This is a genomic window from Methylocystis suflitae (assembly GCF_024448135.1).
Lineage (GTDB): Bacteria > Pseudomonadota > Alphaproteobacteria > Rhizobiales > Beijerinckiaceae > Methylocystis > Methylocystis suflitae.
On record NZ_JAMRYX010000026.1, the window covers coordinates 25,210 to 49,614 of the forward strand.

At 59.1% G+C, this 24,405-nt stretch carries 20 protein-coding genes; 14 read left to right on the forward strand and 6 right to left on the reverse strand.

Translation table 11 applies throughout. The features are described from left to right. Positions 1 to 10: 10 nt before the first annotated feature. From NEI07_RS01940 to NEI07_RS01950, 3 genes are all read right to left on the reverse strand, one after another. Positions 11 to 1,039 (reverse strand): hypothetical protein, encoded by a 1,029-nt coding sequence (locus tag NEI07_RS01940; protein WP_256032351.1) that lies wholly within the window; start codon positions 1,037 to 1,039, stop codon positions 11 to 13. Positions 1,040 to 1,269: 230 nt separating this feature from the next. Further along, positions 1,270 to 2,295: an adenylate/guanylate cyclase domain-containing protein gene (locus NEI07_RS01945; protein WP_256032352.1), complete on the reverse strand. Its 1,026-nt coding sequence runs from the start codon at positions 2,293 to 2,295 to the stop codon at positions 1,270 to 1,272. Positions 2,296 to 2,514: 219 nt separating this feature from the next. Next, positions 2,515 to 3,048 carry a hypothetical protein gene (locus tag NEI07_RS01950; protein ID WP_256032353.1) on the reverse strand — a complete coding sequence of 178 codons (534 nt, stop codon included), beginning with the start codon at positions 3,046 to 3,048 and terminating at the stop codon, positions 2,515 to 2,517. A gap of 232 nt (positions 3,049 to 3,280) precedes the next feature. Between NEI07_RS01950 and NEI07_RS19460 the strand changes: the two genes are divergently transcribed. From NEI07_RS19460 to NEI07_RS02005, 9 genes are all read left to right on the forward strand, one after another. Continuing rightward, on the forward strand, positions 3,281 to 5,395 hold the full coding sequence (locus NEI07_RS19460) for a calcium-binding protein (RefSeq protein ID WP_305123587.1): 2,115 nt from the start codon (positions 3,281 to 3,283) through the stop codon (positions 5,393 to 5,395). Next, positions 5,379 to 5,765 carry a M10 family metallopeptidase C-terminal domain-containing protein gene (locus tag NEI07_RS19465; RefSeq protein WP_305123588.1) on the forward strand — a complete coding sequence of 129 codons (387 nt, stop codon included), beginning with the start codon at positions 5,379 to 5,381 and terminating at the stop codon, positions 5,763 to 5,765. Before NEI07_RS19460 ends, NEI07_RS19465 begins: the two co-directional genes overlap by 17 nt. Before the next feature lie 430 nt (positions 5,766 to 6,195). Beyond that, complete coding sequence (locus NEI07_RS01975) at positions 6,196 to 7,359, forward strand: tyrosine-type recombinase/integrase (protein ID WP_256032354.1); 1,164 nt, start codon at positions 6,196 to 6,198, stop codon at positions 7,357 to 7,359. Positions 7,360 to 7,416: 57 nt separating this feature from the next. Then, positions 7,417 to 8,106 carry a hypothetical protein gene (locus tag NEI07_RS01980; protein ID WP_256032355.1) on the forward strand — a complete coding sequence of 230 codons (690 nt, stop codon included), beginning with the start codon at positions 7,417 to 7,419 and terminating at the stop codon, positions 8,104 to 8,106. 84 nt (positions 8,107 to 8,190) lie between these two features. Next, positions 8,191 to 8,559 (forward strand): helix-turn-helix domain-containing protein, encoded by a 369-nt coding sequence (locus NEI07_RS01985; protein ID WP_256032356.1) that lies wholly within the window; start codon positions 8,191 to 8,193, stop codon positions 8,557 to 8,559. 177 nt (positions 8,560 to 8,736) lie between these two features. Beyond that, entirely contained in the window at positions 8,737 to 9,132 is a 396-nt protein-coding gene (locus NEI07_RS01990; protein WP_256032357.1) for a type II toxin-antitoxin system PemK/MazF family toxin, read from the forward strand. A gap of 277 nt (positions 9,133 to 9,409) precedes the next feature. Beyond that, the gene (locus NEI07_RS01995) at positions 9,410 to 12,853 is read left to right on the forward strand and encodes a beta strand repeat-containing protein (protein WP_256032358.1); all 3,444 of its coding nucleotides are present in this window, start codon (positions 9,410 to 9,412) and stop codon (positions 12,851 to 12,853) included. 715 nt (positions 12,854 to 13,568) lie between these two features. Continuing rightward, entirely contained in the window at positions 13,569 to 14,321 is a 753-nt protein-coding gene (locus NEI07_RS02000; protein WP_256032359.1) for a S1 family peptidase, read from the forward strand. A gap of 222 nt (positions 14,322 to 14,543) precedes the next feature. Next, on the forward strand, positions 14,544 to 15,812 hold the full coding sequence (locus NEI07_RS02005; protein ID WP_256032360.1) for a type IV secretory system conjugative DNA transfer family protein: 1,269 nt from the start codon (positions 14,544 to 14,546) through the stop codon (positions 15,810 to 15,812). Between the two features lie 657 nt (positions 15,813 to 16,469). On the opposite strand, the gene NEI07_RS02010 is transcribed toward NEI07_RS02005, so the two are convergent. From NEI07_RS02010 to NEI07_RS02020, 3 genes are read right to left on the reverse strand one after another with little or no spacing between them, the layout of a single operon-like run. Further along, positions 16,470 to 19,310 carry a protein kinase domain-containing protein gene (locus NEI07_RS02010; RefSeq protein ID WP_256032361.1) on the reverse strand — a complete coding sequence of 947 codons (2,841 nt, stop codon included), beginning with the start codon at positions 19,308 to 19,310 and terminating at the stop codon, positions 16,470 to 16,472. 6 nt (positions 19,311 to 19,316) lie between these two features. Continuing rightward, on the reverse strand, positions 19,317 to 20,102 hold the full coding sequence (locus NEI07_RS02015) for a PP2C family serine/threonine-protein phosphatase (RefSeq protein WP_256032362.1): 786 nt from the start codon (positions 20,100 to 20,102) through the stop codon (positions 19,317 to 19,319). Then, the gene (locus tag NEI07_RS02020; RefSeq protein ID WP_256032363.1) at positions 20,099 to 20,767 is read right to left on the reverse strand and encodes a vWA domain-containing protein; all 669 of its coding nucleotides are present in this window, start codon (positions 20,765 to 20,767) and stop codon (positions 20,099 to 20,101) included. The genes NEI07_RS02015 and NEI07_RS02020 overlap by 4 nt, the downstream gene beginning before the upstream one ends. 366 nt (positions 20,768 to 21,133) lie before the next feature. Here NEI07_RS02020 and NEI07_RS02025 point away from each other — a divergent pair, with 366 nt between their 5' ends. The 5 genes from NEI07_RS02025 to NEI07_RS02045 form a co-directional block, all read left to right on the forward strand. Beyond that, entirely contained in the window at positions 21,134 to 22,012 is an 879-nt protein-coding gene (locus NEI07_RS02025) for a replication-relaxation family protein (RefSeq protein ID WP_256032364.1), read from the forward strand. Positions 22,013 to 22,300: 288 nt separating this feature from the next. Continuing rightward, positions 22,301 to 22,597 (forward strand): hypothetical protein, encoded by a 297-nt coding sequence (locus NEI07_RS02030; protein ID WP_256032366.1) that lies wholly within the window; start codon positions 22,301 to 22,303, stop codon positions 22,595 to 22,597. 10 nt (positions 22,598 to 22,607) lie between these two features. Beyond that, complete coding sequence (locus NEI07_RS02035) at positions 22,608 to 22,901, forward strand: type II toxin-antitoxin system RelE/ParE family toxin (RefSeq protein WP_256032367.1); 294 nt, start codon at positions 22,608 to 22,610, stop codon at positions 22,899 to 22,901. A 168-nt stretch (positions 22,902 to 23,069) separates the two neighbouring features. Next, on the forward strand, positions 23,070 to 23,333 hold the full coding sequence (locus NEI07_RS02040) for a hypothetical protein (RefSeq protein ID WP_256032369.1): 264 nt from the start codon (positions 23,070 to 23,072) through the stop codon (positions 23,331 to 23,333). Between the two features lie 364 nt (positions 23,334 to 23,697). Then, positions 23,698 to 24,405: Arm DNA-binding domain-containing protein (locus NEI07_RS02045; RefSeq protein ID WP_256032370.1), on the forward strand; the 708-nt coding region annotated here is incomplete at its 3' end.

Here is a 24,405-nt window from a genome sequence, read left to right on the forward strand (position 1 = left end):
AGGCGCGTCCCTATTTCAAATCCGCTACAGCGCGAGGAATCGTCACGACGACCGAATGGAAATACACTGCGGCGTCCTCGGAATAGAATCCGACAAGCCCATTCGAATAGGGTCTTTCTCGGTCGGTGAAGGTGGTCAAGAGAACGCCGTCGACGAATGCCGAAATCGTCGTCGACGTCGGGGTGACGGCCTGAACAATTTTGACGACATATCGATTTCCGATCGGATAAATCGGTCGATTTCCCGACGCCAAGAAGCGCTGGTCGCCGGGATAAGCAGGGTCCGCCTTGCCGAGCTCCCAGCCGTTCGGCTTGGGGATGAGGTAATAGAAATGCGTTTTGTCGACGTAGTCCCACAAAAGCCAGCCCACTTCCCACGGATTCGGCGCATTCTGCCGACGCAACTGCTTCTCTGTGTGCAGCGAGGCCTCGATGGTGAAATTTCCTTTGATCTCGACGGGCCAAGACGGATGCGGTCCGCTGATCAGCCCGGCATGCGTTTCGTTCCCAGAATTTGACTCCTTCGGGCGTATCGCCAGCGCCTGGCCATCGAACAGGCGGGCGACCGAGTTCGAACCATAGCCGTGATAAACGGACTTCCATTTGTGAGCGAGAAGCGCGCCATCTTCGATCCGGGTTTCAGGCGCGTGAGGAACCGCGCTGTCAAAAATCTCGGAAAGGACGATGCGTTCCGGCGTGACCGTCACGACAGCGCGATGCGACGTGGACGCCGCGCCTTTCTTGCACTTTATCGTATAGGTCGTCGTGCGGGCGGGCCGCACGAGAACATTGCCCGACAAGTCGCGGACGACAAAATTTGGATCGCGCGGGCGGCTGGAACTCTTGCAGACGTCGGCGTTCGTTGCGGAGAACGCCAGAGTCGCCGATTGACCCGGATTGATCATCGTCGGCTTCGCCGACAGCGCTGCAACGGGAGCGTTCCCGATCGCCTCCGGCCGCGTCGACGCATCCTCAGCGGCGGCGTCGGCCAATGAAATCGACGCCAAGGCGATCAATGTCAGCAAAAAGGCCCATCTCATTTAAGCCAAGCCACGGATGGCTCCCCACTCGCAAACGCAAACGCTCCGAGACCGCAGCTTACTCAACTTTGCCAGTCCGCGATGAGGATTCCACGGCTAGGCTTAATAGGCCCGAGCGAGCCACAGGCGATTTGGCGCATGAGCCTGACGGCCGCGGCTCGATTTTATTGCTCGTGAACGTCGCATCAGCATCGTAAGCACGCGAAAACCGTCGCGCGTTTGAGGCGGCGTTAGGAAACCGCCCCCTCGTCCTGCAGACGGCTCGCCGGAGTCCATTGGTAGACCTCGTAACCGTCCACCACCTTGCCTGCATCATTGAAGCCTCCGCGCTGCTGCACGGGCTCGATGATCTGCTTCGCGCAGGCGATCGTGCCTGGCAGCGCATATTTCTGCATATGGCCGGCGATATCGATGACGCGGTCGCTCATTTCCTCCATTGGCGTCTGCTCGTCGTAATAAACGTGTCCGGCGTTGATGCCGCAACGAACGGTGAAGTTCGACTTGATCATCTTCACATTGGCGTTGAACGCGTCGAGACCGCCGATCACTTCCTTGGCGGCTTTTAGCGCTGCGTCGATCGAAGGAAAGCAGGCCATGACGCCGTCGGGCGTCCACGCCGCCTTCAGCGAGCCGTTGCTGCGGAGTTTGCTGTCGACGAGGTCCTTGTATTCACGAAAATCGTGCTCGATGAATGTCTTGTCCTCGCCGAGCTTCATCTTGGTCGAGTCGACGACGTCGATGGACAGGAAGGCGAGGTCGCGGCCCATCGACTCCAACTGACGCTTGGCGTCGCCCATGACCTTGAGCAACTCCGCACGGCTCTTGGGGTTGCGCGCGTCCATCGTCTTCATTTTTTCCTTGACCGGCGCAAGCACCCGCGCGTCGGTCGGAGCTGCGGACTGCAGCGCCTCGAAGTCACGCTGCACCGTCTTACGGTAGATCGCGGTCGAAACCTTGTGCCGCAGCGTGTCGACCCACATGCGCGCGAAGACGAGTCCGCCGACGATAAACCAACGCGCCAGCTCATAGCCCTTGAAGTTGGTCGGGACCAGCGACTTGACCCACCGGATCATCCGCGCGTCAAAGACCTCGACATGTTCAATCCAGCGGTATGACCCCGCATGCTTGAAATAAGGCGTGACAAGCGGGAGCAGGACGAGCGCAACCGCGACGAGCAGGGCGATGTTCAGCAGCCCGAGGAAGACTTTCGCCAGCCTCAGATGGAGTGGGGATCCGGGATTGCGCGAATGATCCATGACTTCTTTCAATCCGAGCTAGGGACGCCGATCGCCAGCGTTATCGCACGCGCAAATCGGTCCGCGCAATTCTGGACCGAAGGCAAGACGGTGATCGACGGGTAGCGCCCTGCGCTCGTACTGCATCCCCGGTTGAGCCTGAGCCTGAGAACGCCCCGAGCCCGGATCCACGCGCGGAGCGTTTTTCTCGATTCAGGGAGTCCTTGGTCGAGAGAATCGCTATTTCGATTGGTGAAGATCTTTCGCATGAAGCGCGTCCAATAGCTCATTGCCCTTCAGCGAAGAGACGCGCGCGGCGGTGCCGTCTTCATTGCATTTCCCGCTCGTGTTTTTCGAGCCCGTGCATTGCCGGCTCCCGTCGGCGGGGCATTCGAAGACGACGTCGTTTGTGCATCCAACCAAGGAATTGCCTTTGATGCCATAATTGCAGGTTTGTCCTGCATCGTGCATCCGATCGCACGCCGAGATAACGGCGCCAACCGGCGCCGCAATCGCAGCCGAGACAGTCACAGAAGAAATGAGCGCGAGCGCGCATGTTCGTGCAATGGTCGTCCTCATGGCAAATCTCCAAAATTGCTGTTTTGGCGTTGCCCTCCAAAGCCCCTTGAAATTGTAGCGCCCAATTTGCGGCGAGGAAGATCGCGAGAGTTTACGTTTGAGCAAGCGCAAGCTCAGCACGACGTTGCCAGCAACACTGGAACAGTCGGAGCGTTGTGGGAGACGCCGGCGGACTTGCCTGCGTTCATTCGTCATAGATCGTTTCCATTGCTTTCAGGTAAGCGATGGCGTTTCCTGTGTTCTGCTTACCCACTGCTCACTGGAGCGGAAGTCAGGGGGTCGCCACATGCCGCAGGGTCGATTGACAAAACGTGCGGTGGAAAACCCTGGGCTGGGAGAGACCACAGTTTCCCTTGGGATGATGACCTTGCAGGATTCGGCGTCGCCGCCTTCCCGAGCGGCGCGCGATCAGCGGGAGATTTAGATCATGCCGACCATCATCGGAACCAATAACCCTGACATTCTTTTTGGAACAACCGAACCCGACGTCATTTACGGCTGGGATTTCACCAACAACGCGCCGGGGGATGAAGGACCGGCGACGGACAATGATCAGATCGAAGCCGGCTCCAACAATTTTCCCGCTGCCGATCTTATCTATGGCGGGGCGGGCGACGACACCGTAACGCTTGCTTTTGGTGGCGCTGTTTACGGTGGCGACGGCGACGACGCCATCTTTGGCGGCGGCCTCGATCTCTTCTCTCCCTCGCTACATTTCACGCAGCTTTATGGCGGGGAAGGGAATGACACGATATCAGGCGACGGCGGTGCGGATCTGTATGGCGATGCCGGCGATGACACGCTCACAGGCACAAGCCTTCTCGATCTTGCGCTCCCCATCGGCGACAGCATGCATGGCGGCGAAGGCAATGATAGCCTGACCGGCGGACTGACGCTCTTCGGCGATGCCGGAGACGATATTTTGCACGCCAGTGGTTGGTCGACCAGTCTGTCTGGCGGTGAAGGCAACGACCAGCTTTATGGCGGCGGCTTTTATTGGAATCTCGAACTCCATGGAGACGCAGGCGACGATACGCTTTACGGCGGGTTTCAGACGCTTCTTCTCGATGGCGGAGAAGGGAATGACACGTTCACGAGTTTGATCGATTCCTTTATGGAAATCGACGGCGGCGCGGGCGTTGACAGCATCCTCCTTGACAGCGAAGCGGACATTTCAAACAATCCGATCACCGGAGTTGAAAACCTGTTTGCTGCCGGCTTCCAGGTGACGGCCGCGCCGCAGCAACTTCAAGCCTTCTCGACTATCGCTTTCGCCCCCGAAAATTTAGCGGCGGGGGTCTTTCTCTCGCTGAGCCAGGCGGGAGCCGTCAATCTGACCACTCAATTGTTCGGGCGATCCGCCACAGTTCAGGGGACGGATGGCGGCGACGGAATCACCACCTCGAATGGCGCGGATACGCTGAATGGCGGCGCCGGCAACGACGTGCTGAACGGCGGGGCCGGCGCGGATACGATGAATGGCGGCGCGGGCAGAGACTATTACTATGTCGACAATGCCGGCGATGTGGTGAACGAGGCCGTGACCGGCGAGATCGATGTGGTCTTCGCCAGCGCCCATTACGCGCTCAAGGCCGGACAGGAGATCGAATATCTCGTCGCCAACGCCGGCGCGGCCGGACTGAACCTGACTGGCAATGAACGCGCCAATGCGATTTTTGGCGGCGCCGGAAGCGACACGCTGAATGGGGCCGGCGGCAACGATGTGCTCGACGGCGGCGGCGGCGGCAACAATGTGATGAATGGCGGCGCGGGCGACGATTTCTACTACGTCAACAGCGGCAGCGACATCGTGAACGAAGCCGTCGGCGGCGGCAGAGATACGGTGATGACCAGCGTGAGCTACATGCTCAGGCCGGGGCAGGAAATCGAAGTGCTGCGCGTTGCGGCGGGCGTGCCGGGATTGAGCCTGATCGGCAATGAATTCGCCAATACGATCTATGCCGGAAACGGCAATGATACGCTCGTCGACGGCGGCGGCGGTCACGACAGGATGTATGGCGGCGCGGGCAACGACACTTACTACGTCAGTAACGGCAGCGTCGTCGTTTATGAAGCCGTGGGCGGCGGGGTCGACACGGTCATCGCCAGCGTCGGCCACATGCTCAGGGCGGGGCAGGAAATCGAAGTGCTGCGCGCGGCGGCTGGCGCGCCGGGATTGAGCCTGATCGGCAACGCATTCGCCAATACGATCTATGGCGGAAACGGCAATGATGCGCTCGACGACGGCGGCGGGGCCGGCGCGGATATATTGAAGGGCGGCGCCGGAAATGACTTCTATTATGTCCGCAACGCCGGCTCCGTGGTTTACGAAGCCGCCGGCGGCGGGACCGACTCCGTCGTCGCGAGCGTGAATTACGCGCTCAGCGCCGGGCAGGAAGTGGAAACGCTGCGCGCCGCCTCCAACGCGCCGGGGCTGAGCCTGCAAGGCAACGAGATCAACAACACGATCCTGGGCGGCGCGGGGAAAGATACGCTCGACGGCGGGGCGGGCGCGGATGTGCTGAATGGGCGCGGACAATGACGTTCTGATCGGCGGCGCCGGCGCCGACACGCTGACCGGCGCGGCGGGCAACGACGCCTTCGTGTTCAGGTCGTTGTCGGACGGGATCGACATCGTCATGGATTTCGCGAGCGGCGCGGACAGGCTGCAGATTTCGGCAAGCGGGTTTGGCGGCGGGCTCGTGGCGGGCTGCGCGGCGACATTGGTGACGGCGGCCGACATTGCCTCGGTGAACAATGCCGCGGGCGCCTTCATCTACGACAACGCCGGCGCGAATGCGGGAACGCTCTACTGGGACGCCAATGGCGGCAGCGGCGCCGATGCGCAAGCCTTCGCGAGACTGGGCGCAACGACCGCGCTCGCGGCAAGCGACTTCACCATCGTCGGGTAACGTCTGGGCCTGACCTGGGCGAGGATGAATAATGTCCCGGTCATCGTGTTCGAAAAGAAGCGCGGTCTGTTTCGACAGGCGTTTTCGGAAGTGCGCGCGGTCCGAATGCTTGCGATAGCAACGCCGATGTAGCGACGTCGACTGACGACGACGCTGCAACCGTTGACCTGCCGTGAAGCGCCGCTTGCTCCGCATGGCCAGCGGGGCGCGTCCTGTCGATGACAAGCGCTTGATTGCATTGGTGGGCGCACAAGGGCTCGAACCTTGGACCCGCTGATTAAGAGTTCCTGTTTTCGGCTGCTCATACGGCTACGCTTCATCTCAAAAACTGTCACAGTCACTTGAAAATGAACGTGTTTATTCAACATAGCGTCCCATATGGTTTCAGGCCAGCGCATGACAATTTGCTACCTAGCTGCTACCTAGGATTATGCCGAGCACTCGCCTCACGGAACTTCAGGTTAAGGCTGCCAAGACCCCACTGGGCCGCGCCCAGGTCGATTTGTGGGACGCCACGGTGCGCGGGCTGTCTCTGCGTGTGACATCCAATGGCATCAAAACTTTCTCCCTCAAGTATCGCAACGGTCGCGGTAAGGAGAAGCGCATCAAGCTCGGCCGCCATCCCGATTTGTCCTTGGCCGACGCACGCGCCGCCGCGATGGAATACAAGACGCGCATCGCCCGAGGCGAAGACCCGGCCGCTGACAAGAAAACCCCGGAGCCCGAGGAACGCTCCGTCTCATCGCTTATCGACGAGTTCGTGAAGCGCCACGCGAGCTTCAACAAGAGCGGCAAAGAGACCGAGCGCATCCTGCGCCGCGAAATCGAACCTGTCTTCGGCACACGGGACTTCGCGTCGATCACCAAGACCGAGATGATCGGACTGATAGAGACGATCACCGATCGCGGCGCGCCGGTGCTGGCGCGCAACACTTTGGCGGCCGTGCGAAAAATGTTCAATTGGGCCGTAAGCCGCGACTTGCTCGACCGCTCCCCTTGCGACCGGGTGAAGGCTCCCGGCAAAGCCCCGAAGCGGGAGCGCGCGCTCTCGACCGAAGAAGTGCGGGCGGTTTGGCTTGCAGCGCGAGAGATCGAATGGCCGTTCGGCCCGCTCGTCCAACTGCTCATGTTGACCGGGCAGCGCCGGACGGAGATCGCCAATCTTCGTTGGTCATGGATTGACGAGGAGAAGAGTGTCATCGCCTTCCCCGCAACCATCATGAAAAACAGCCGGGAACATTTGCTGCCCATGTCCCCGCCAGTCGCCGAGATCGTGAAAGACCTTCCCCGCTTTGGAGGCGACGATCGACTTTTCCGCTCCCGGACGAACGCCAGCAAAAATGTCGTCTCGGGCTTCTCGAAGGCCAAGCGCCGGCTCGACCAATTGAGCGGCGTCGCCGATTGGGTGCTACATGACATTAGGCGGACCGTCGCCACGCAGATGAACGCCCTTGGCATTCAGGACACCACCGTTGATCGCGTTCTAAGCCACGTCATTCCCGGCGTGAGCGGCATCTACAACAAACACAAATACCTCGACGAGAAGCGGGATGCGTTGGAATGCTGGGCGGCGTTTTTGATTGCGCTCCCATAGTTCGAGGCATTGTGGACAACGGCGAGAGGTGCGGCGAGCCGTTGTATACTGACGGCAATGCCCGACGAAGGCCGACAACCACAGCCCGACACACCGCGCCCGAGCGCGACACGCTATTCTCTGACCCTCGACGACACCGCCCGGCTATTTGCCGAGGCCGGCCTTCCCCGCAACATCCGTTCATTGCAACGCTATTGCGCCGCCGGCCGGCTCGATTGCATCAAGGAAGAAACAGTGACCGGGCTCACCTTCTTTGTTGATCCCGACTCAGTCGGCCGTGCGATCACACAGCTTGCGCAAATGCACGGCATCACCGACGAAGTACGACACGGTGCGGTCGAGCCCGACATGTCGCACAGGGTCGCGCCCGTCGTTGAGCCAAGCCCGCCCGTCGACACACCGCGCGCGAGCGCGGCCGAGCGCGACAATAATGCCCAGGAAATCTCGGAGCGACAGACGCCGCCGCAGTCCGACATGTCGCGCTATGTCGCACAGGTGGAGAGTGAGAACGCGATGCTGAAAGAGCATGTCGCTTTCTTGAAAGATCAAACCCTGGTGAAGGACACGCAGATCGCAGCGCTCTTGGAGCGCGACAAGGAAACAAACTATCTCGTGCGCGGTTTGCAGCAGATGCTTGCGCCACTGCTAGGCAGGGGAGGGGAGCCGACGCCCCCAACACCACTCGCGCATCACGAGGCGGCCGACGAGCGAATGGGCGACGAAGGAAGAGGCATTGGCCAGCAGTGACAGTGGCCGACGAACGAGACGTTCTATCCCCACAAACGCCGCATGACGCCGCTCATGCGCGCCAGCGAGGTATAATGCACATGTATGGAGCATGTCGCCGGCCGGCTCAATGAAATCGCCCGCAATATCGAAATCGTGGGAGCCGATCCGGTCACGCGCCACGGCTTCACCCAAGTGCCAAATTTTATCCTCACCAAGGAAGACGTTTCCGTTGGAGCAAAGCTCGCCTATGCGATGCTGCTCAAATACGCCTGGGCGGACGACGCCTGTTTCCCTGGACAAACAAAGCTCGCCGCCGATATGGGATCGGGTGAGCGAAGCGTCCGGCGTTATTTGGAGGAACTTGAAAAGGCCGGCCTTCTTGAAATCACGCAGCGCGGGCTTGGAAAGACCAATATTTATCGGCTCTTTCTAACCGTCAAGAAAACCATCGCCAAACGCGGCCGACCCTGACCGGCCAAATTGGCCGGTCTAGACCGGCCATATTTGCCGCTCCTGACCGGCAAATTTTGCCGGTCTCTCTATATAAGAATACGCATTTAAGAATACTCATACTAAAAATACCCAGTAGGGGATGCTCTTTGAAAAAGAAGAGGGAAGCGCCCAGCATGGTATGCTGTTCCGAACCCTATGGAAAAGGACTTCGACCGTTGGAACGGCATCAAGAAAAACGTGCATCGGCGAGAGGAGCCGATCCTGTTCCACGAACGCGAGATTTGGTGGTGCGCGCTCGGAGCCAACGTCGGGTCTGAACAGGACGGCGTTGGCGACAGCTTCGAGCGGCCGGTGTTGGTCATCGCCAACTTCAACAATAACGTCCTATGGGCGCTCCCGCTCACCCGAACATTCAAACCAAATCGCTTCTATTGCCAGCTTGACGACGACGAAGGCGGCCAATCGGCCGTTGTCTTGTCCCAACTTCGGCTCATCAGCAGCAAGCGGCTTGTGCGCAAGATTCGCACGCTCGACGAGCGTCAGTTCGAAGCAGCCGTGCGCGCACTCAAGCGTCTCTTTCCGGCCGTATAAATCGAAACCCCGCACGAGGCGGGGTTTCTCGGAGGCCGAAGCCATTGTGTGACCGAATTATACCGCGCACTTCTTGTGCGTGCAATGAACCGCGAACCCTAAACGTCTTCCAAAAAATTTCCCCACCCCCAATTCAGCAGGGCATGGCTCAACAAGGCCACTCCGCTAAGGTCGCACAAGATTCTTTTTCCGACACACTTTCAAAGAAAGTCAATGGTTGCCGGTTTTCCACTCATGGCCGCCAGCTCTGAAAGATCGCCTGCTATAATTTCGCTATATGCATTCCGTCGCCGCGTTCTTCGCGAGCATCATAACATTCGTGAGCGGCTTCTTCGCGCCGCCTCTCGCTTCCAACTCCCCTCCTGATATTCGAGCGTCGCAACCTGCCGCTGCAGCTGTCGCGCAAACCGAGATCGCGGGCAATCCCTTCAACGACGCAGCTGCGGCATCCGTTGTCGTGGCGGCTTCGGCCGCCGATCCCGCGCCAACTCCCCCGCCATCGCAGACCGTTATCAATCAGCCTGTCATCGAGCGCATCATCGAGCGGATCATCCCGCAGGGCGGTACGATATCTGCGGAAACGCTTGCCGCGATCCTCGCCGACTTCGAGCAATCGATCAGCAGCCGAATCACTGCGATCAATCCCCCGCCAGCGACCATCCCCGCACAGGTTGCCGCAGGTGGCAACGCCGGAAGCTATAACTTCTTCCCCGCTTCGCAGCGCATCGACCAGATCACGAATACTGCGATCAACACGCCGACGATTACCGGCGGCACCATCTCGGGCGCTTCCGTATCGGGCTACCTTCCCCTCTCGGGCGGCACGCTCACCGGAGCACTTAGCGGCACCGATCTCAATCTCTCCGGCGCGCTCACGGCGGGCACGCTGAATATCGGAGGCCTCTCATCGAGCGGCGCGCTCTTCGCGCCATATTTCAGCGCGACATCGACCACCGCGACGAGCACGTTCGCGGGCGGGCTCACGGCAGCAAACGGCAGCTTCTCGATCTTGCAGAATGGGAATGTGGGCATTGGGACGGCAGCTCCCAGTATTGCGGGAGTCAACTCGAACTCTCGCGTCTTGTCGATCGTCGGTGACGGCACACTCGTAAATGCGCGAGGCGTACTCGAACTCGCAAACCCCAGGGCCTCCGGATCATTGGCCGCGAACGATACCGCAGGCAGCGCGTTCTTCGTCATGTCGAATAACTCCGGCAATCCGTACATCGCTGGCATTCTCGGCTCTCTCAGCGGTAGCGGCGGGGCCAATGGATTCGGCGGGAAACTTCAGTTCCAGACCAAGGCCGATAACAACGCATCGTCCGCCACGACCAAAATGGTCCTCGATCAAAACGGCAACGTCGGCATCGGCACCACGACACCGTGGGGCAAACTTTCGATTACCGGCTCGGGCACTGGCGCTGGCCTCGCATTCGCCGTGGCCGACTCCGCCAACACTCCCCGCGTCGTCATCCAGGACAACGGCAACGTCGGCATCGGGACGACGAGTCCGGGCTATGCCTTGGATGTTAACGGTACTATCAACATCCCGCTCGACACCTATATCAAAGCAGGAGGCATTGGGTGGATGCACCTGTCTGCTTCGCAGACTGCCAGATTATACGGAACCGCCTACCAGCTGTACACAGGAACCGTCCGTACCTTGCGTCAGCAAGTCGATTCTTCCGGAAACTTCGATTTCAATTCCGGGCAAATGTACATCCAGCAAAGCAATGGCAACGTCGGTATCGGCACCACGAGTCCGACAGCGAAGCTTGAAATTGCAGGGGGCGCATCTGCGGGTACTCTGATCCTCAACTCGAACGCACTTGATGGAAGTCTTTATTTCGGCGGGCCAACCGGCGCAAATTCCACGTACATTTATGGGTATAGAAACTCCGGATCAGCGGGGAGAATGGCTTTTTATACGGACAACACCGAGCGTCTTCGTATCGCGGGGGACGGAAAAGTGGCGATCGGCGCGGGGATCACGCCGCAGTCGGCCTTGGATGTCAGTGGCGGCGTGTCGGTAGGCAGTTATGCGGGAACCAACGCGGCACCGTCTAATGGAATGATCATATCCGGCAACGTCGGCATCGGCACGACGACGCCAGGGTACAAGTTAGAAATACGAGGCAGTGGCGATGTCTTCGCTCTCGGAGGTTCAGCAGCGGTAACACACAAACTAGGTTTTGACGGAAGCGGAAATCCGTACATTGATTTCGTCAACACCAATAAAGGGATTTTTAGAACTGGCGGGACCGACAGAATGGTCATAGATAGTTCCGGTAACGTCGGCATCGGCACCACGACGCCGGGACAGGCCCTCGTCATTCAGAATGCCAATCACCAACTGTCCCTCAATTACGACAACGCGACCCGATTGAACATATACTCCAACGCCAGCCAAGGTGTGCTGCAAGCACAGACCGATGGCGTCGGGTACAACGCGCTTCTGCTGAACCCATCCGGCGGAAACGTCGGGATCGGCACCAGCACTCCTCAGCAAAAACTAAGCATCGCAGGATACCTCAATGTCGACCAGGGGCACACAGATGCCGGAGGCGAAGGCGGCGGCGTCTATCACGGCATTTCTTTCGGATCGAATCAGGGTGAATCAATCGGATCAAATCATTCGGGGGCCGGGGCCAATCAAGCTGGTCTAGATTTTTACACTGCCTGGACTAAGCGACTAAGTATCACGAACGCCGGCAACATCGGCATCGGTACTACGACCCCGACAGCGCAACTCTCCACGACCGGCACGGTGCGCTTCGCCGGCCTCGGCTCGGCCGGCGCAAACCTCGTTACCGACGCCTTGGGTAACGTCACCGCATCGTCCGACGAACGGCTCAAGGACAAGCAGGGCGACTTCACCCGCGGCCTCGCCGCCATCAACGCGATCTCCCCCGTGCTGTACAAATGGCGACCAGAGACCGGCTTCGACACGCAATCCACCTACGCGGGCTTCTTTGCGCAAAATGTGCAATCGGCGATTCCTGAAGCCGTCTCGCCAGACTCGCGCGGCTATCTGACGCTCGCCGACCGCCCCATCCTCGCCGCGCTCGTCAACGCCACGAAAGAAATCGGCACGATCGCTGGCGCGTTCAAAAGCTCGCTCATCGCGTGGCTTGGCAATGCCGACAACGGCATCACGGCAATCTTTGCCCGCGATATCTACGCCTCCAATGGTACGTTTGAGACGACCAGCACCCAGAAACTCTGCATCACCGATGGCGCGAACGACAACGCCCCCCTGTGCCTCACCAAGGCACAACTCGCCGCCCTGTTGGGCCAAACCGGCGCGGCTGCCGCGCCAGCATCCGTGATACCAAGTGCGCCCGTCATCGAACTCAACGGCAATGCGTCGAGCACAATCGAAGTCGGCGACACGTACAACGACCTCGGCGCACGCATCGTCGCGCCGGAAAGTGATCTCAATCTCGGCATAATCATCGTGCTCGACGGCGCGACCACGACCGCCGTCTCGATCGACACCAGCGCGCCCGGCGAGCACATCATACTTTACACCGTCACCTCGCCTACCACTGGCCTCACCGGCTCGGTCGTCCGCACCGTAATCGTGTCCCCAGCCGAACAATCGCCAGAGCCACCCGCCAACGACAACCCATTCAACGCGCCCGCAACATCAAACCCAGCCAACGACAACACATCGTCAACTAGCTTGCTCATCACCGAGCCGGCCGTTGTCAGCCTGTAGGCATCCCGTAACGGACAATCGCGACCGTTATCATCGAAAGTCATCCGACCCCGCCATACACCCCGCCTTTAGGGTAAGGCGGGGTAGACAGTGGAAAGAATGAGGAAGCACGGGCCGCGCGCGTCGGGCTACCCGCCCGACTCCGTGTCTTTTTCGGGCCGCGCGTGGGCGCGCGCCCGACTTCGGCTAGGGCGAAAAGCGTGGGCGCTTTTCGCACCGCCTTCGCCCTCGTCTCTTTTGGGAAAGAGCCTCGGGAAAAGCCCCGGAGTCGGGCGGGTATCCCGGACAGGATCGACATCGAGCATCATGCGGTAACATGGCATGACGGAAAGCAGCGCCGACGCGCGCGGCCCTGCATCGAGATTGACTCAAGACGCGACAGACAAGACGGGCGTCGTCCTCTCACTCCCCCATCGAGCCAGCACCTCGACCTCCCCACCAATTATGGCGCTTGGCCGGGCGCTTCCCTCAAGGCGACCCGCTGTGCGGGCGGCCTCCGGCCGGCCTTGACCGAACCGCCGCCAAGCGCCCACGCAGAAGCGTGTCGGCTCCAGGGGGAATGTCGCTCATGTCTCACCAGGGGGAATATTCGTGGCCTCGGAGCCGTCTGCGACAAACAGGTGATCGTCTTTGGCGAATTACTGCGCGAGTGTATTGTTTCCGCATGCCGACTCGATTAGTGGTTAAACACGTATAGGCGGGCAGGTTTAAGAATATGGCTATCAATGAAATTGTCGCAACAGTATCTCTGATTATGCAGCTCAAGGCAGGCGCGATCTTGGGGTCTGCCACAGGCTTTTTCTACAGCAGGAATGATGACCTGTTTTTAGTTACGAATCAGCACGTCGTTCGCGACGACAAAAAGAATGTTTTTCCAGATACTCTCCGCCTCAGGCTTCATCTCGATCCGAACGACATAACGAAGAACGGAGATTTTGACGTTGCCCTCTATGCGGGTACTAACCACTTATGGAAAACGCATCCGAAGTTCCCGGATGCGGATATCGCAGTGTTGAAGATCGACAAGACCCAGATTCAAGGGAAATTTTTTGTCCGAGCCTGGGCGGCCAAGGACTTCCTGCCTCCCCAGTATGGGCTTGATCCTGGCGAAGACATTTTTGTGATAGGTTACCCGCTGGGAGTATATGACAATGTGAATAATCTTCCGATCTTTCGGAACGCGATGGTAGCGAGTGCATATGGAGTGCCTTTCCGAGGATCGCCACTCTTTCTGACCGACGCAAATCTTCACCCTGGCACAAGCGGCAGTCCAGTGATTACGAAACCAAAGAGCGCTTGGGTCGACGATAAGGGTAATACGAACCTCGTAACTGGAAAGCCATATTACCTTGTCGGTGTCCATTCGGCGACGCTCGGGGTGACGCCTGCCGGGCAAGCTGAAATCCAATTGGGGTTAGGGGCAGCGTGGTACGCGAACCTCATCGAGGAAATAGTTGGCCAGTTTTAAGTGGCCACGGGTCTCCGAAATCGTTGTAAAATTTATCAGGCCACCATCCCTTTCGGATCGTGGCCGGAAACGAGCCGACAGTGAGCGGGGGGCTCGGCAGTCGCGTCATCACGCACAATTGACAGCGACGCCACGTAGCCCCGGCGCGCCTTCCGGGAAGAAGGCGCTGCCCGCATCAATTCCCTTGTCCGATGCGCACGGCACGCCGGCTCTCTTCCGGCTATGGATACGCACACATACAGCCTCATGCTGGGCGCTCGCGCATCGGGCGAATTCGTCATGCTCGACGAGGACGAACGCCGCCGGCATTTGTATCTCGTCGGCCAGACCGGCACCGGGAAGAGCACATTATTGCTCAACCTGTTGCGCCAGGACTTCGAGAGCGGCGCGGGCGTCGCGTTGCTCGACCCGCATGGCGATCTTGCACACGCGGCGCTGGAGCACATCCCGCGCTCGCGCACGAATGATCTTGTCTACATCAACCCCGCGGACATTGAGCGGCCGATCGGCTTCAATCCCCTCTCGCGCGTGCCGCCCGATCTTGCGCCGATCGTCGCCGACGGCATCGTCTCCGCCTTCCGGCATGTGTGGCCGGACAGCTGGGGGCCGCGCCTCGATTACATTCTGACCAACGCCGTGCGGGCGTTGCTCGACGTTCCGGGCGCGACCTTGCTTATGCTCCCCCGCTTGCTGATCGATACGCCCTATCGGGTGCAGCTCGTGCATCGCCATGTGCGCGACCCCGTCGTGCGGGCATATTGGCAGAATGAATACGCCGGCTACACGGAGAGTTTTCGACGCGAGGCTATTGCGCCCATTCAGAACAAGATCGGTAAGGCGCTGATGACGCCCTCACTGCGTAACATGCTGGCGCAGCCGCGAAGTTCGATCACCCCGCGCCGGCTGATGGACGAGGGAGCGATCGTTATATGCAATCTCTCGAAAGGCGCGCTCGGCGAGAGCACCGCGCATCTTCTTGGCGCATTGTTGGTCACTGCGCTCGCGCAGGCGGCGCTCTCGCGCGCGGACACGCCGGCCGATCAGCGGCGGGTGTTCCATCTCTACGCCGACGAGTTTCAGTCCTTCGCCACCGAGAGCTTTTCGCTCATTTTGAGCGAAGCGAGAAAATACGGACTGACCCTCACCCTCGCTCATCAATATCTCGACCAGCTTCCCCTGCCACTGCGCGCCGCGATCTTCGGCAACGCTGGATCGATCATCGCTTGCCGCACCGGCGCATCCGACGCCCTGATGCTCGCCGAGCAGATCGGGCTTGGCGGCGATGACGCGCTTCTCGATCTTCGCAACTTCACCGCCTGGGCGCGCCTCTTGCGGAACGGACAGCCGTCCTCCCCTATCCCCTTCCATCTCTACCCAGCGCCCCGGCCGCTGCGACCGTCCGCGCATCGACTAATCGACACGAGCCGCGCGCGCTTCGGGCGAGATCGTGCGGAGGTTGAGAAAAAGATTCGGCAGTTTCTTGTGGCGTGATGCGATACCGCGCACCGTGCCCAGAGGTAGATCGTCGACAACGACCACTATGCGCCGATACTGTTGAAAAAGTCTTTTTGGGAGGCTGGTCGAAATTTCTCGAGGCCGCGGGTGCGCTGATTGGAAAACGAGCCGGGGGCCTACCTGCCAAAGCGTCAACTGAATGGTGGGCTTCCGCTGATCCTGCACGATGGCATTAACCGACGACGCTCGACTGAAAAGTGATTCGCATCAATTTTGACGGGTGCCGCTTTCCGGAGTTTTTCAACAATATCCGCCATAAGCGGTCCTCACGCGAGAGAAACCAATCTCGTTGCAGCCAAGCGAAGGCTTAGGCGAAAATTGGACGTTACTTTTGAGCAACAAAGAATGGTCGCGGATAGCGTAATTGCCGTCCTGCTGGATGAGATAAGCCGCAACAAGCTCGGCTCAGTAGGCGAAAGGTGCGCGGTGCGCGATAGATAACGCCGTGATTTTTAACAAAATGGACGGAGAGGCTTCGCCCCTGGGGAGCATCAAATAAATAAAGTAGTTACGCGTTATGACGGCACCACCGTGGTGCTGCACGGAAACTCTAGGGAAAACGTGGCCTCGGGGGCTTTGGGATAAGGCGTTCGGTGCACACGTCGCGGGATGGGCGTAAGCACCACGCACTGGTCACGGGCACCGGAAGTATCGGACGCTCCCCTTGCTGCTAGACCAGAGCAAGACTTTATTTTTTAGCGACAGCGTTATGTCGGAATTCCAGTTTTCGCCGTCTGCGGAGCAAGTCGCCTTCGCTCTCCAGAGAGCATTTACGCCGCTGAATGATTCGAACGTACACGCGCCGCCGTAGACTGATGCGCTCATCGCGTCGAACACTACGGGCGGTCTGCCAGTTGCGCGATTACACGCGTCTTGAGACCACAATCCGCGAAGCGCACTGGGTACCACTCCGGCGGGTTGCTGGGGCTTCGGAGCATCAGGCGCGAAGAGCGCCCGAAATGTGTTTTGATCCACAACGCTCACGTCGGTAGAGCCTCGGGCGGACTGAAAATCTGACAATGCCCGTTTGGACGCGGAGCCGAACCTGCCGTTTGGTTTTGTGTGTAAATAGCCCAGCTCATGCAATCGAGTTTGTACCTTCAACGCATCATCCGGCCGGGACAGATCGATGGGTTCATCTGTCGGTTGCTCTTGCACTAGCGATCCGGGCGCGGGTTTCACCTCGGTCATGGGAAGGGGAGGTAACATCTGGGGTTCTGTCAGCTTCGTCGGGCCAGTTGTGACGGACGCAGGCGGCTCTGGCGCCGTGACTGTGGGAGAAGGCTGCGAGAGCGACGGGGATTCCGGTGCCGTATTCGGGCGCGCCGGCAATGAACTAGTAGGCTGATTAGAGATCGGATCCGGCCTGTCGGTCACCGGACCCGTCGGAGGTTGCCGATCTACGTTCTCTGACTTCGCTGGCAAGGTGGCGTAGTGCAATGTCGGCTGAAGTGTCGAAGCTCTCCGGGAGGATAGCGAGAGGGTTGATGACGCTATGAAGCCGATCCCCAGTGCGAGAAGGTATTTGCCGCCACTTGTTTGTGGCGCGTGATTTTTTGCGGCCGCTGAATTCACCAATGCCTGTTGGTACGATTTCCAGCAATCGATGAACGCGGGGTCGATCATCGCTCGGCGCGAATTGATCTTCGATCTCTCGGCTTCAATGTGGCCGAGAAATGTGCCTAATTTCGTGACCATGTCGGAGCGTTTGCGAGAAAATTCAGCCTTGACGCGTGCGACATCGGCGGGATCAACAGCGGCGTGCGAGTTGAATGTGAACCTCCTTTCGATCGATTTCCTCCAATCGACCATTGTTTGCGCCCTTTTTGGACCGAAGCCCTTTATGTAACGAACTTTATTCAATTCGATGTCTGCGGCGGTCTCGATTCCATAGGAGCGCAGGACTACTTTACGAGACGGACCGATGTCCTTGATGTCCGCTCTTTCGATTTGAAAGCCGCTCAAGAAAGCCCTGAGCTGATTCTTATGTCGCTCCGCATACAGCGCCTCGATCTTCGCCCGTTCCTCTCCGTCGAATTTTTCAGCGGCCCGCGCTAGTTCTCTGGCCCGTTCGTGTAGCGAGTAATAGTTCCGCGTCGAATTCTGGGTTTCCCAATTCTCCTTCGTCGACCTCCATTCGACCGCGGCCTTTGCTTCGACGGCGTCGAGTAGGGGGGAAACTCTTGGCGCAAAAAAATAAACAACTGCGCTTAGCAGAATTGCCCCCAGCGCGAGCGGAGCGACGTTGCTCGGAAGAGCGCCCAACGTCGCCGATCCCGCGACCGCCAGGATAAGCCCCAAGGCGGCACGCTGCTTTTGTCGTTCGTCCACTGTTGAGAAGTCTATTGACGGCGACAAGCCGAGCGACGGCATTAAGCTTGCGAGGTCGGCCGTAGGAGCGGGATGCGCGATGGCGTGGAACCGAGACAAAAGGCCCTTGAGGGTATCCGCTTGGTCGGAGCTTTCTTGGAATGTGACTGGAAATGCAAAAAATCCCGGAACCGCCCGCTCCATGCGACACCATGGGCAGTTCTTCGCTTGCCCAAAGTACTCGTGGCTGGGTGATTGTTTGCACGTAACAAGCGCCTTCTCACAGGTGGAGAGAATGCGAACCCACTCCGGTGCCGCTGGGCGACCTTTTATCACCCCGATCTGGCCGAAGGCTGTCTCGAAAGCATCCCGAACATCGGGGGGCACGTCGGCAAGCGTCGCGGTATGAGGAGGCGGAGCCAACCGCGTCTCGTTATGGCGTGACGAATAGGCAAAACGAAAATTCTTGATCGCCTCCTGTATTGTCGGTGGATCGGCTTTGCCGATAGGCTGTCCCGCGAACGGGTGGCGTCCCATGAACAGCAAATAGAAAATTAGAACCGCCAAACCGAAATTGTCATGGTTCTTCGTATGGATGCACCCTGCCCGGGACTTGCCCTGCAACTCGGGAGGAGTGAATTCTTCAACGCCGACTTCGCAGAGAAAGAGCTTGTTGTTGAATGAGAACTGAAAGGAATCCGTGTCAATAAGGGTCGCCGTAGCATCCGTCGCGACTAGGATACCGGAGTGGTTCATGTCGCCTACGACGCATCCTCGTTCATGCACAGCCGCTACCGCGCTCGCGATATTCAAAGCGACTCGCACAAGAAAGGCGAAGTTGGCCCGAGGAAACTCTTGTCTGCGGCTCGAGGGGGAATAGACTTCATGAATTGGCTTTCGCTTTGGCGCGAATGGCATCGTGAAGCCAGCGAACGCCCCATTTTCGAAAACCGGTTCAATTGGAAAAGCGACGAACGGCCCTCTAGCCAGTCCCGCTGAGGTCATCGCGAGTATTTTTTCTTCACGCTTTACTCTATGCGGCTGATGGTAGATTTTGATCGCGATGTCATCACGAGTCGCCGACTTGTAGACCGTACCTTCCCCGCCGACACCGAGCTTTTGGCCGAGTGAGATCGCCGTCCCCTGAGCAGTGGTCAGACGCATATCACCTCACAAGACCGTCTTCCGATTCGCGAGGATGAGAGTTTTGTCGTCATCAGTGCGATCGTTGATACTTGCGCTGTCGAGAAAGCGTTCAAGTTCTCGGGACAATCGGCGGGAACGCCCGGTAGCTTCAGCACGGAGCGGAGCGATCACCTTGTCGAAGAAGGGGTCGAATGGAACCTTTTTTGTAAAATCTAGAATCAGACGCTCCAGCCCATCGGTAAAGATGCCGAGGCTGCGAACGGGTCGATCAACGTAGCGATGTTGCAGAGGAGGCCTTTTGTCGTCGGTAACAAAAAACGTAGTAGACGCAAATTCGCCTTGCGTGGGCCACGACGGGATTTCCCAGCTATCTTCGTTTTCGCACTTAATTACAGCGCCGCCGTCTCCAACGTGAAGAAACGTTGCATCTGCCGGACCTATGATCGCGGCAACGAGCGTAGCGGCATACTCGCGCGGGCTTCTATCTCTCAAACTTGAGCTTATTGAAATCCGTTCCCGAACTTGCGTAAGCCACACATCGCCCACGTCATGAGATATGTCGCTGACAGAATAACCCTCTGCGACAAAGCCTCGCGCGAGCTTCGTGAGAGTAACGCAAACGAGCGCCGACCCAATGGCGGAGTATCTGGCGCTTCCCGCACCGTCAGAGACGACCGCTACAAGGACCGGCCCACGAGGCGTCGCGACCTCCGAACAAATGCCGTTATCGTCACAGCCGAGGCCGGACTTGATATGAGAGGTTCCTGCGACCTTTGCCCCAGCCCAAGTCCAACATTCTTGCTTATTCATCCCACCGTTGCCCACCCGGTCGGATTGGGCAACGCAACCTGATCACCCGGTTTTGATCGAGAGACGGATGAAAGAGATGCGGAGAGCCACTGAAACAAATCGCGGAATCGAAGTCCTTGTAGCCGAAGCGGTTCTCTAGCAGGTGATAGACTCGTCAAGACTTCGAAATTGGCCCCTTCAACGCCGACGGCAAAGAAGCTAAAGGATTTCGATGTCTCTCCGGCGCTGATCAGTTCCTTCGCTCTTGCAATTGAGTCCGTGGGACCGCCGTCGGTGATCAGAAAGACCCACGGGCGATAGAACGCAATTCCGTTGTCGCGATAAGCTTTCTTCCGGCCCGATAGCAGTTCGAGCCCCTGTTCGATGGCGCGCCCCATGGGGGTGTCCCCACTTGCGGCAAGCTGGGGAGGAGTAAATGTCTGCAAACCAGTAAAATCGACGACAGTCTGAACGGGACCAAACGTAACTATGCTTACTTCGACCCGTTTGGCTGCAAGTGAATCTGCAAACAGTTCATCGCGAAAGACTTCAAGTCCCGCGTTCAATTCCTTGATAGGCTGCCCCTGCATTGAGCCTGACGTGTCCAATAGCAGCAATACGGGGCAGCGATTTTCTGGATTCCCCACCAAATCGGGGTCCCCAAACGGGCGCTGTTCATACTCCATGTGACCCTCCAAGCCGTCAGGGGAAATGCTACAGAAGCCAAGAGTCCATTTCTAGGGGCGCGCGTGAAGCAATCTTTGTGGCGAAATGTCGCCTTAGAGTCACTTTTTCGCGTTCGGTCGCGACGAGTACACGTCAGAACCGCGTGTCGGACGGTAAACTTGCTGGAGCGCGTCCAACCCCGCCACAGCCCGACACGCCGCGGCCGACCCCGACAGACAGCCTCAATACTATCCACGCCGCGACACAGGACTAAAGGAGGAGGGCGCTGCGGTTGTTAGAATTAGGCTATGAGCAAAGCTGCGATAGCTCCGGTTTTGCCCCGCCGGCCGCGCTTCCGCCGGGCGTCGGAGTCGCCGGCCTTTCGCGTGACCGAAGACGACTTCGCGATCATCCGGCACATCGCGCGACATCGCTTCCTGCGCTCGACCCATGTCGCCTCGCTTGCCGGGCGATCACTCGACCGAACAAACGATCGCCTGTGCCACCTCTATCACGCGGGGTATATCGACCGACCGCGCGCGCAACTCGACTACTATCCGACAGCAGGCTCCGCACCGATCGTCTACGCGCTCGCCAACCGCGGCGCGCGGCTCTTGCGCGCGCATGGCGAGATCGACTTGTCTCATATCGATTGGGGCCGCAAGAACCGAGAGGCCGGCCGGCCTTTCATCGAGCATCAGTTGCAGATCGCTGACTTTGAGATTGCGACGCAGCTTGCGGCCGAGCGCGCCGGCCATCGTTTCATCGACGCCGGCGAGATTGTCGGCGCGCGAGCGGGTGCGAATCACATTCAATCAAATCCGTTCACAATGCGTGCCGCTGTCACGCATAGCGGACGCCGACATGAGATCGGCCTCGTCCCCGACATCGCATTCGCCCTCATGTTGAAGAACGGAGCGCCACGAAACTTTCTTGTCGAAATCGATCGCGGGTCGATGCCGATCATGCGCACGGATTTTTCCCAGACCAGCATCGAGCGCAAACTGCGCTGCTACCTTGCCGCCCACGCCGCCCGGCTCCCCGAGCGCCAATTCGGATGGAAGGCATTTCGCGTGCTGATCGTCACCAGCGACGAGTATCGCGTCCGCTCGATGATCGGCGCGCTGCAATCGATCCAACCACCGGGTGCGGCTGGCTCATCGTTATTCCTGTTTGCTTCGCGCGACGAGCTGCGCGCCACCGATCCACTGACCACGACATGGCGTAGTGTGGACGGACAGTTGCGGCCGCTGCTGCCTCAATAAGACCTGAAAAGGCTATTGGGTCGGGCGCGGGAGCGCAGATAAACTCTCACGAAATCAGGTTGTTATCGCCGGCAAGTGGGGGAAACGGTTTCCCCCACCTTTTCCCCCTCTGTTTCCCCTACTTCGACGCGACACGCGCCAGCCGGCGCGGAAATGAGATCAAGGAAAAATTCTATTGGGTCGGGCGTGGCTGCCGGCCTCGCCGCTCTTCCACTCAATTGAAATCAAACGGCAATTTTCGCCGAGGTCATATATCGGGTCATATATTCGGAATTTATGAGCGGATTAATGACTCGATCCATGCGACGCAGCTATCTCACCCTGAAGCGATCCCGCCCATTTCATGCTTTTCCCGGCCTTTTGTGGTACACTTTCGACATGACCAAGACAGCCGATAAATTGGACGTGACGCCGATCGCCCTCACCGAAGAGGTTGCGGCCATGACCGATTATGTGCGTAGCCCCGGCGGCCGCGCCGCCATCGAGCGAGGGCTATCCGAGATTCGCCAGGGCCGCGTCATCGAAGGCAAGGACGCGCTGGCAGTCGAGCTGAAGAAACGGGCCGCGACTCGCCGCCGCGCCTAACTCCTAACCTATGCGCCGCGTCGTTTACGCTGCGAGCTTCGTCGATGACGCCGATAGGATCGCCCAATATATCGAGGCTCAATTCGGCGCGGCTCGCGCCGACGTTTTCATCGACGACTTGAATCGCTTCTGCGAACTGATCGCAAGCCAACCGCGACTCGGAAAGCGCAACCACGGTTACGACACGATGCTGCACGGCGTTGTGCACGATCGGAATTGGATATTCTTCCAATACGACGACGCCGAAGCGCGGTTCCTCCACATCGTCGACGGCCGCCGGAACAAGAGCTTGATCGCTTTCTGACCCAAGCCAGCGCCGCCGCCATTCCTTGACCGCCGCTGTTTGCGGCGTAAGCTGCCAATAGTTCCCCACATCCCCAAGGCTTGTCCGCGCTGGCGGGCGGCGAGGCCGTGCGTCCCTCGCCGCCTGCCCACGCAGGACATTGCAACCGAGCCAGAAGGGACATTCGACATGGCCGAGAAAGAGCAGCCCAAGCAACCGACACACCGCGCCTATTCAGTCATCCGGCGCGAAGGCCAGGACGACTTTTGGCTGAACGTCGGATTGGTCTTCCCGCATAAGGACAGCGGCGGCTTCAACATCATGTTGCAAGCCTTTCCGCTCGACGGGAAGATCGTCTGCCGCGAGATCACCGACGACGACAAGGACGACGCGGCGGCGCAGCGACGACAATCGAACGGCGGCCGCGCTTCGCAAGGATCGCATCGCCGTTGAACATGGCGACACGCCAAACTTAAAGAGCCGCCCGAGAGGCGGCTCGCTCATTTCCGGCGCTCGATTTTGCTACCTATATGCTACCTAGGCGAGAAATCATCGCCGGCAGTTTTCACATAAGTCTTTGATTTTATTGGTGGGCGCACAAGGGCTCGAACCTTGGACCCGCTGATTAAGAGTAAGTCATATTAACGTGACAGAAAATGACAGAAAATGCGCTGACCCGCAATAGCTGTTGAATTACCTGAAGTTCATCGCATATTACTGACACAGGGAGCGACATGCGGCGACAGGAAATGTCCTTCGCTGGGTCCGCTCGGGGTCCGCACATAGGCCCGCTTACTTTCCCAAGGGTTGCGAAGCAATGAAGCTGACCATGGCGCGGATCGCCGCGCTGACCTGTCCGGAGGGCAAAAAGGACGTGCTCGTCTTTGACGACGAGCAGCGCGGCTTGGGCGTCCGCGTAACGGCCGGCGGCTCTAAGTCCTATCTAGCGCAATACACAGTGCACGGTCGTAAGCGCCGCGTGCCGCTCGGATCGTGCGCCGCGGTGTCGCTCGCCAAGGCGCGGGAGGCCGCGCGGGCGATCGCTGGCGACGTCGCTAAGGGAAAAGACCCTGCAAGCGACCGTAAGGCCGCCGCCGTTGACGCGCGCCGCAAAGCCGTCCATGGCGCCTTCACCTTGGGCCGCCTTGTTGATGACTGGGAGGCGCTCCACCTTTCGGCGAAACGTCCACGATACGCCAAGGAAGCGGCGCGAGCATTGCGATTCGCCTTTGTGGATCGCCTCAACTTGCCGGCCGGCGATCTCGACCGCGCCGCCGTCGTGAAGGTTTTAGACGGTCTAAGCCGCAAGGGCCGCGCGGCAATGGCGGCCCGCACGGTCGCCTATGGACGGGCTGCTTATTCGTGGGGAATGAAGCGTGGAACCTTGGCGGATAACCCGTTTTCGCAAGTCCCCGTCGCGCCGACAACGAAGCGCGAACGTTTCCTGACAGATGACGAGCTGATTGCCCTGTGGCGTGCGACGGAAGCCGGCGGAAGTTTCGAACGCATCGTTCGCTTACTCTTG

Excerpts from the sequence above, each read along its gene's own strand:
- NEI07_RS02040 (WP_256032369.1), top strand. The coding sequence starts at position 23,070 with ATGGCCGAGAAAGAGCAGCCCAAGCAACCGACACACCGCGCCTATTCA.
- NEI07_RS02030 (WP_256032366.1), top strand. The coding sequence starts at position 22,301 with ATGACTCGATCCATGCGACGCAGCTATCTCACCCTGAAGCGATCCCGC.
- NEI07_RS01950 (WP_256032353.1), bottom strand. The coding sequence starts at position 3,048 with ATGACGAATGAACGCAGGCAAGTCCGCCGGCGTCTCCCACAACGCTCC.
- NEI07_RS01945 (WP_256032352.1), bottom strand. The coding sequence starts at position 2,295 with ATGGATCATTCGCGCAATCCCGGATCCCCACTCCATCTGAGGCTGGCG.
- NEI07_RS01985 (WP_256032356.1), top strand. The coding sequence starts at position 8,191 with ATGGAGCATGTCGCCGGCCGGCTCAATGAAATCGCCCGCAATATCGAA.
- NEI07_RS01975 (WP_256032354.1), top strand. The coding sequence starts at position 6,196 with ATGCCGAGCACTCGCCTCACGGAACTTCAGGTTAAGGCTGCCAAGACC.
- NEI07_RS02015 (WP_256032362.1), bottom strand. The coding sequence starts at position 20,102 with ATGAATAAGCAAGAATGTTGGACTTGGGCTGGGGCAAAGGTCGCAGGA.
- NEI07_RS02005 (WP_256032360.1), top strand. The coding sequence starts at position 14,544 with ATGGATACGCACACATACAGCCTCATGCTGGGCGCTCGCGCATCGGGC.
- NEI07_RS02020 (WP_256032363.1), bottom strand. The coding sequence starts at position 20,767 with ATGGAGTATGAACAGCGCCCGTTTGGGGACCCCGATTTGGTGGGGAAT.
- NEI07_RS01940 (WP_256032351.1), bottom strand. The coding sequence starts at position 1,039 with ATGAGATGGGCCTTTTTGCTGACATTGATCGCCTTGGCGTCGATTTCA.
- NEI07_RS01980 (WP_256032355.1), top strand. The coding sequence starts at position 7,417 with ATGCCCGACGAAGGCCGACAACCACAGCCCGACACACCGCGCCCGAGC.
- NEI07_RS19460 (WP_305123587.1), top strand. The coding sequence starts at position 3,281 with ATGCCGACCATCATCGGAACCAATAACCCTGACATTCTTTTTGGAACA.
- NEI07_RS01990 (WP_256032357.1), top strand. The coding sequence starts at position 8,737 with ATGGAAAAGGACTTCGACCGTTGGAACGGCATCAAGAAAAACGTGCAT.
- NEI07_RS19465 (WP_305123588.1), top strand. The coding sequence starts at position 5,379 with ATGGGCGCGGACAATGACGTTCTGATCGGCGGCGCCGGCGCCGACACG.
- NEI07_RS02035 (WP_256032367.1), top strand. The coding sequence starts at position 22,608 with ATGCGCCGCGTCGTTTACGCTGCGAGCTTCGTCGATGACGCCGATAGG.
- NEI07_RS02000 (WP_256032359.1), top strand. The coding sequence starts at position 13,569 with ATGGCTATCAATGAAATTGTCGCAACAGTATCTCTGATTATGCAGCTC.
- NEI07_RS01995 (WP_256032358.1), top strand. The coding sequence starts at position 9,410 with ATGCATTCCGTCGCCGCGTTCTTCGCGAGCATCATAACATTCGTGAGC.
- NEI07_RS02010 (WP_256032361.1), bottom strand. The coding sequence starts at position 19,310 with ATGCGTCTGACCACTGCTCAGGGGACGGCGATCTCACTCGGCCAAAAG.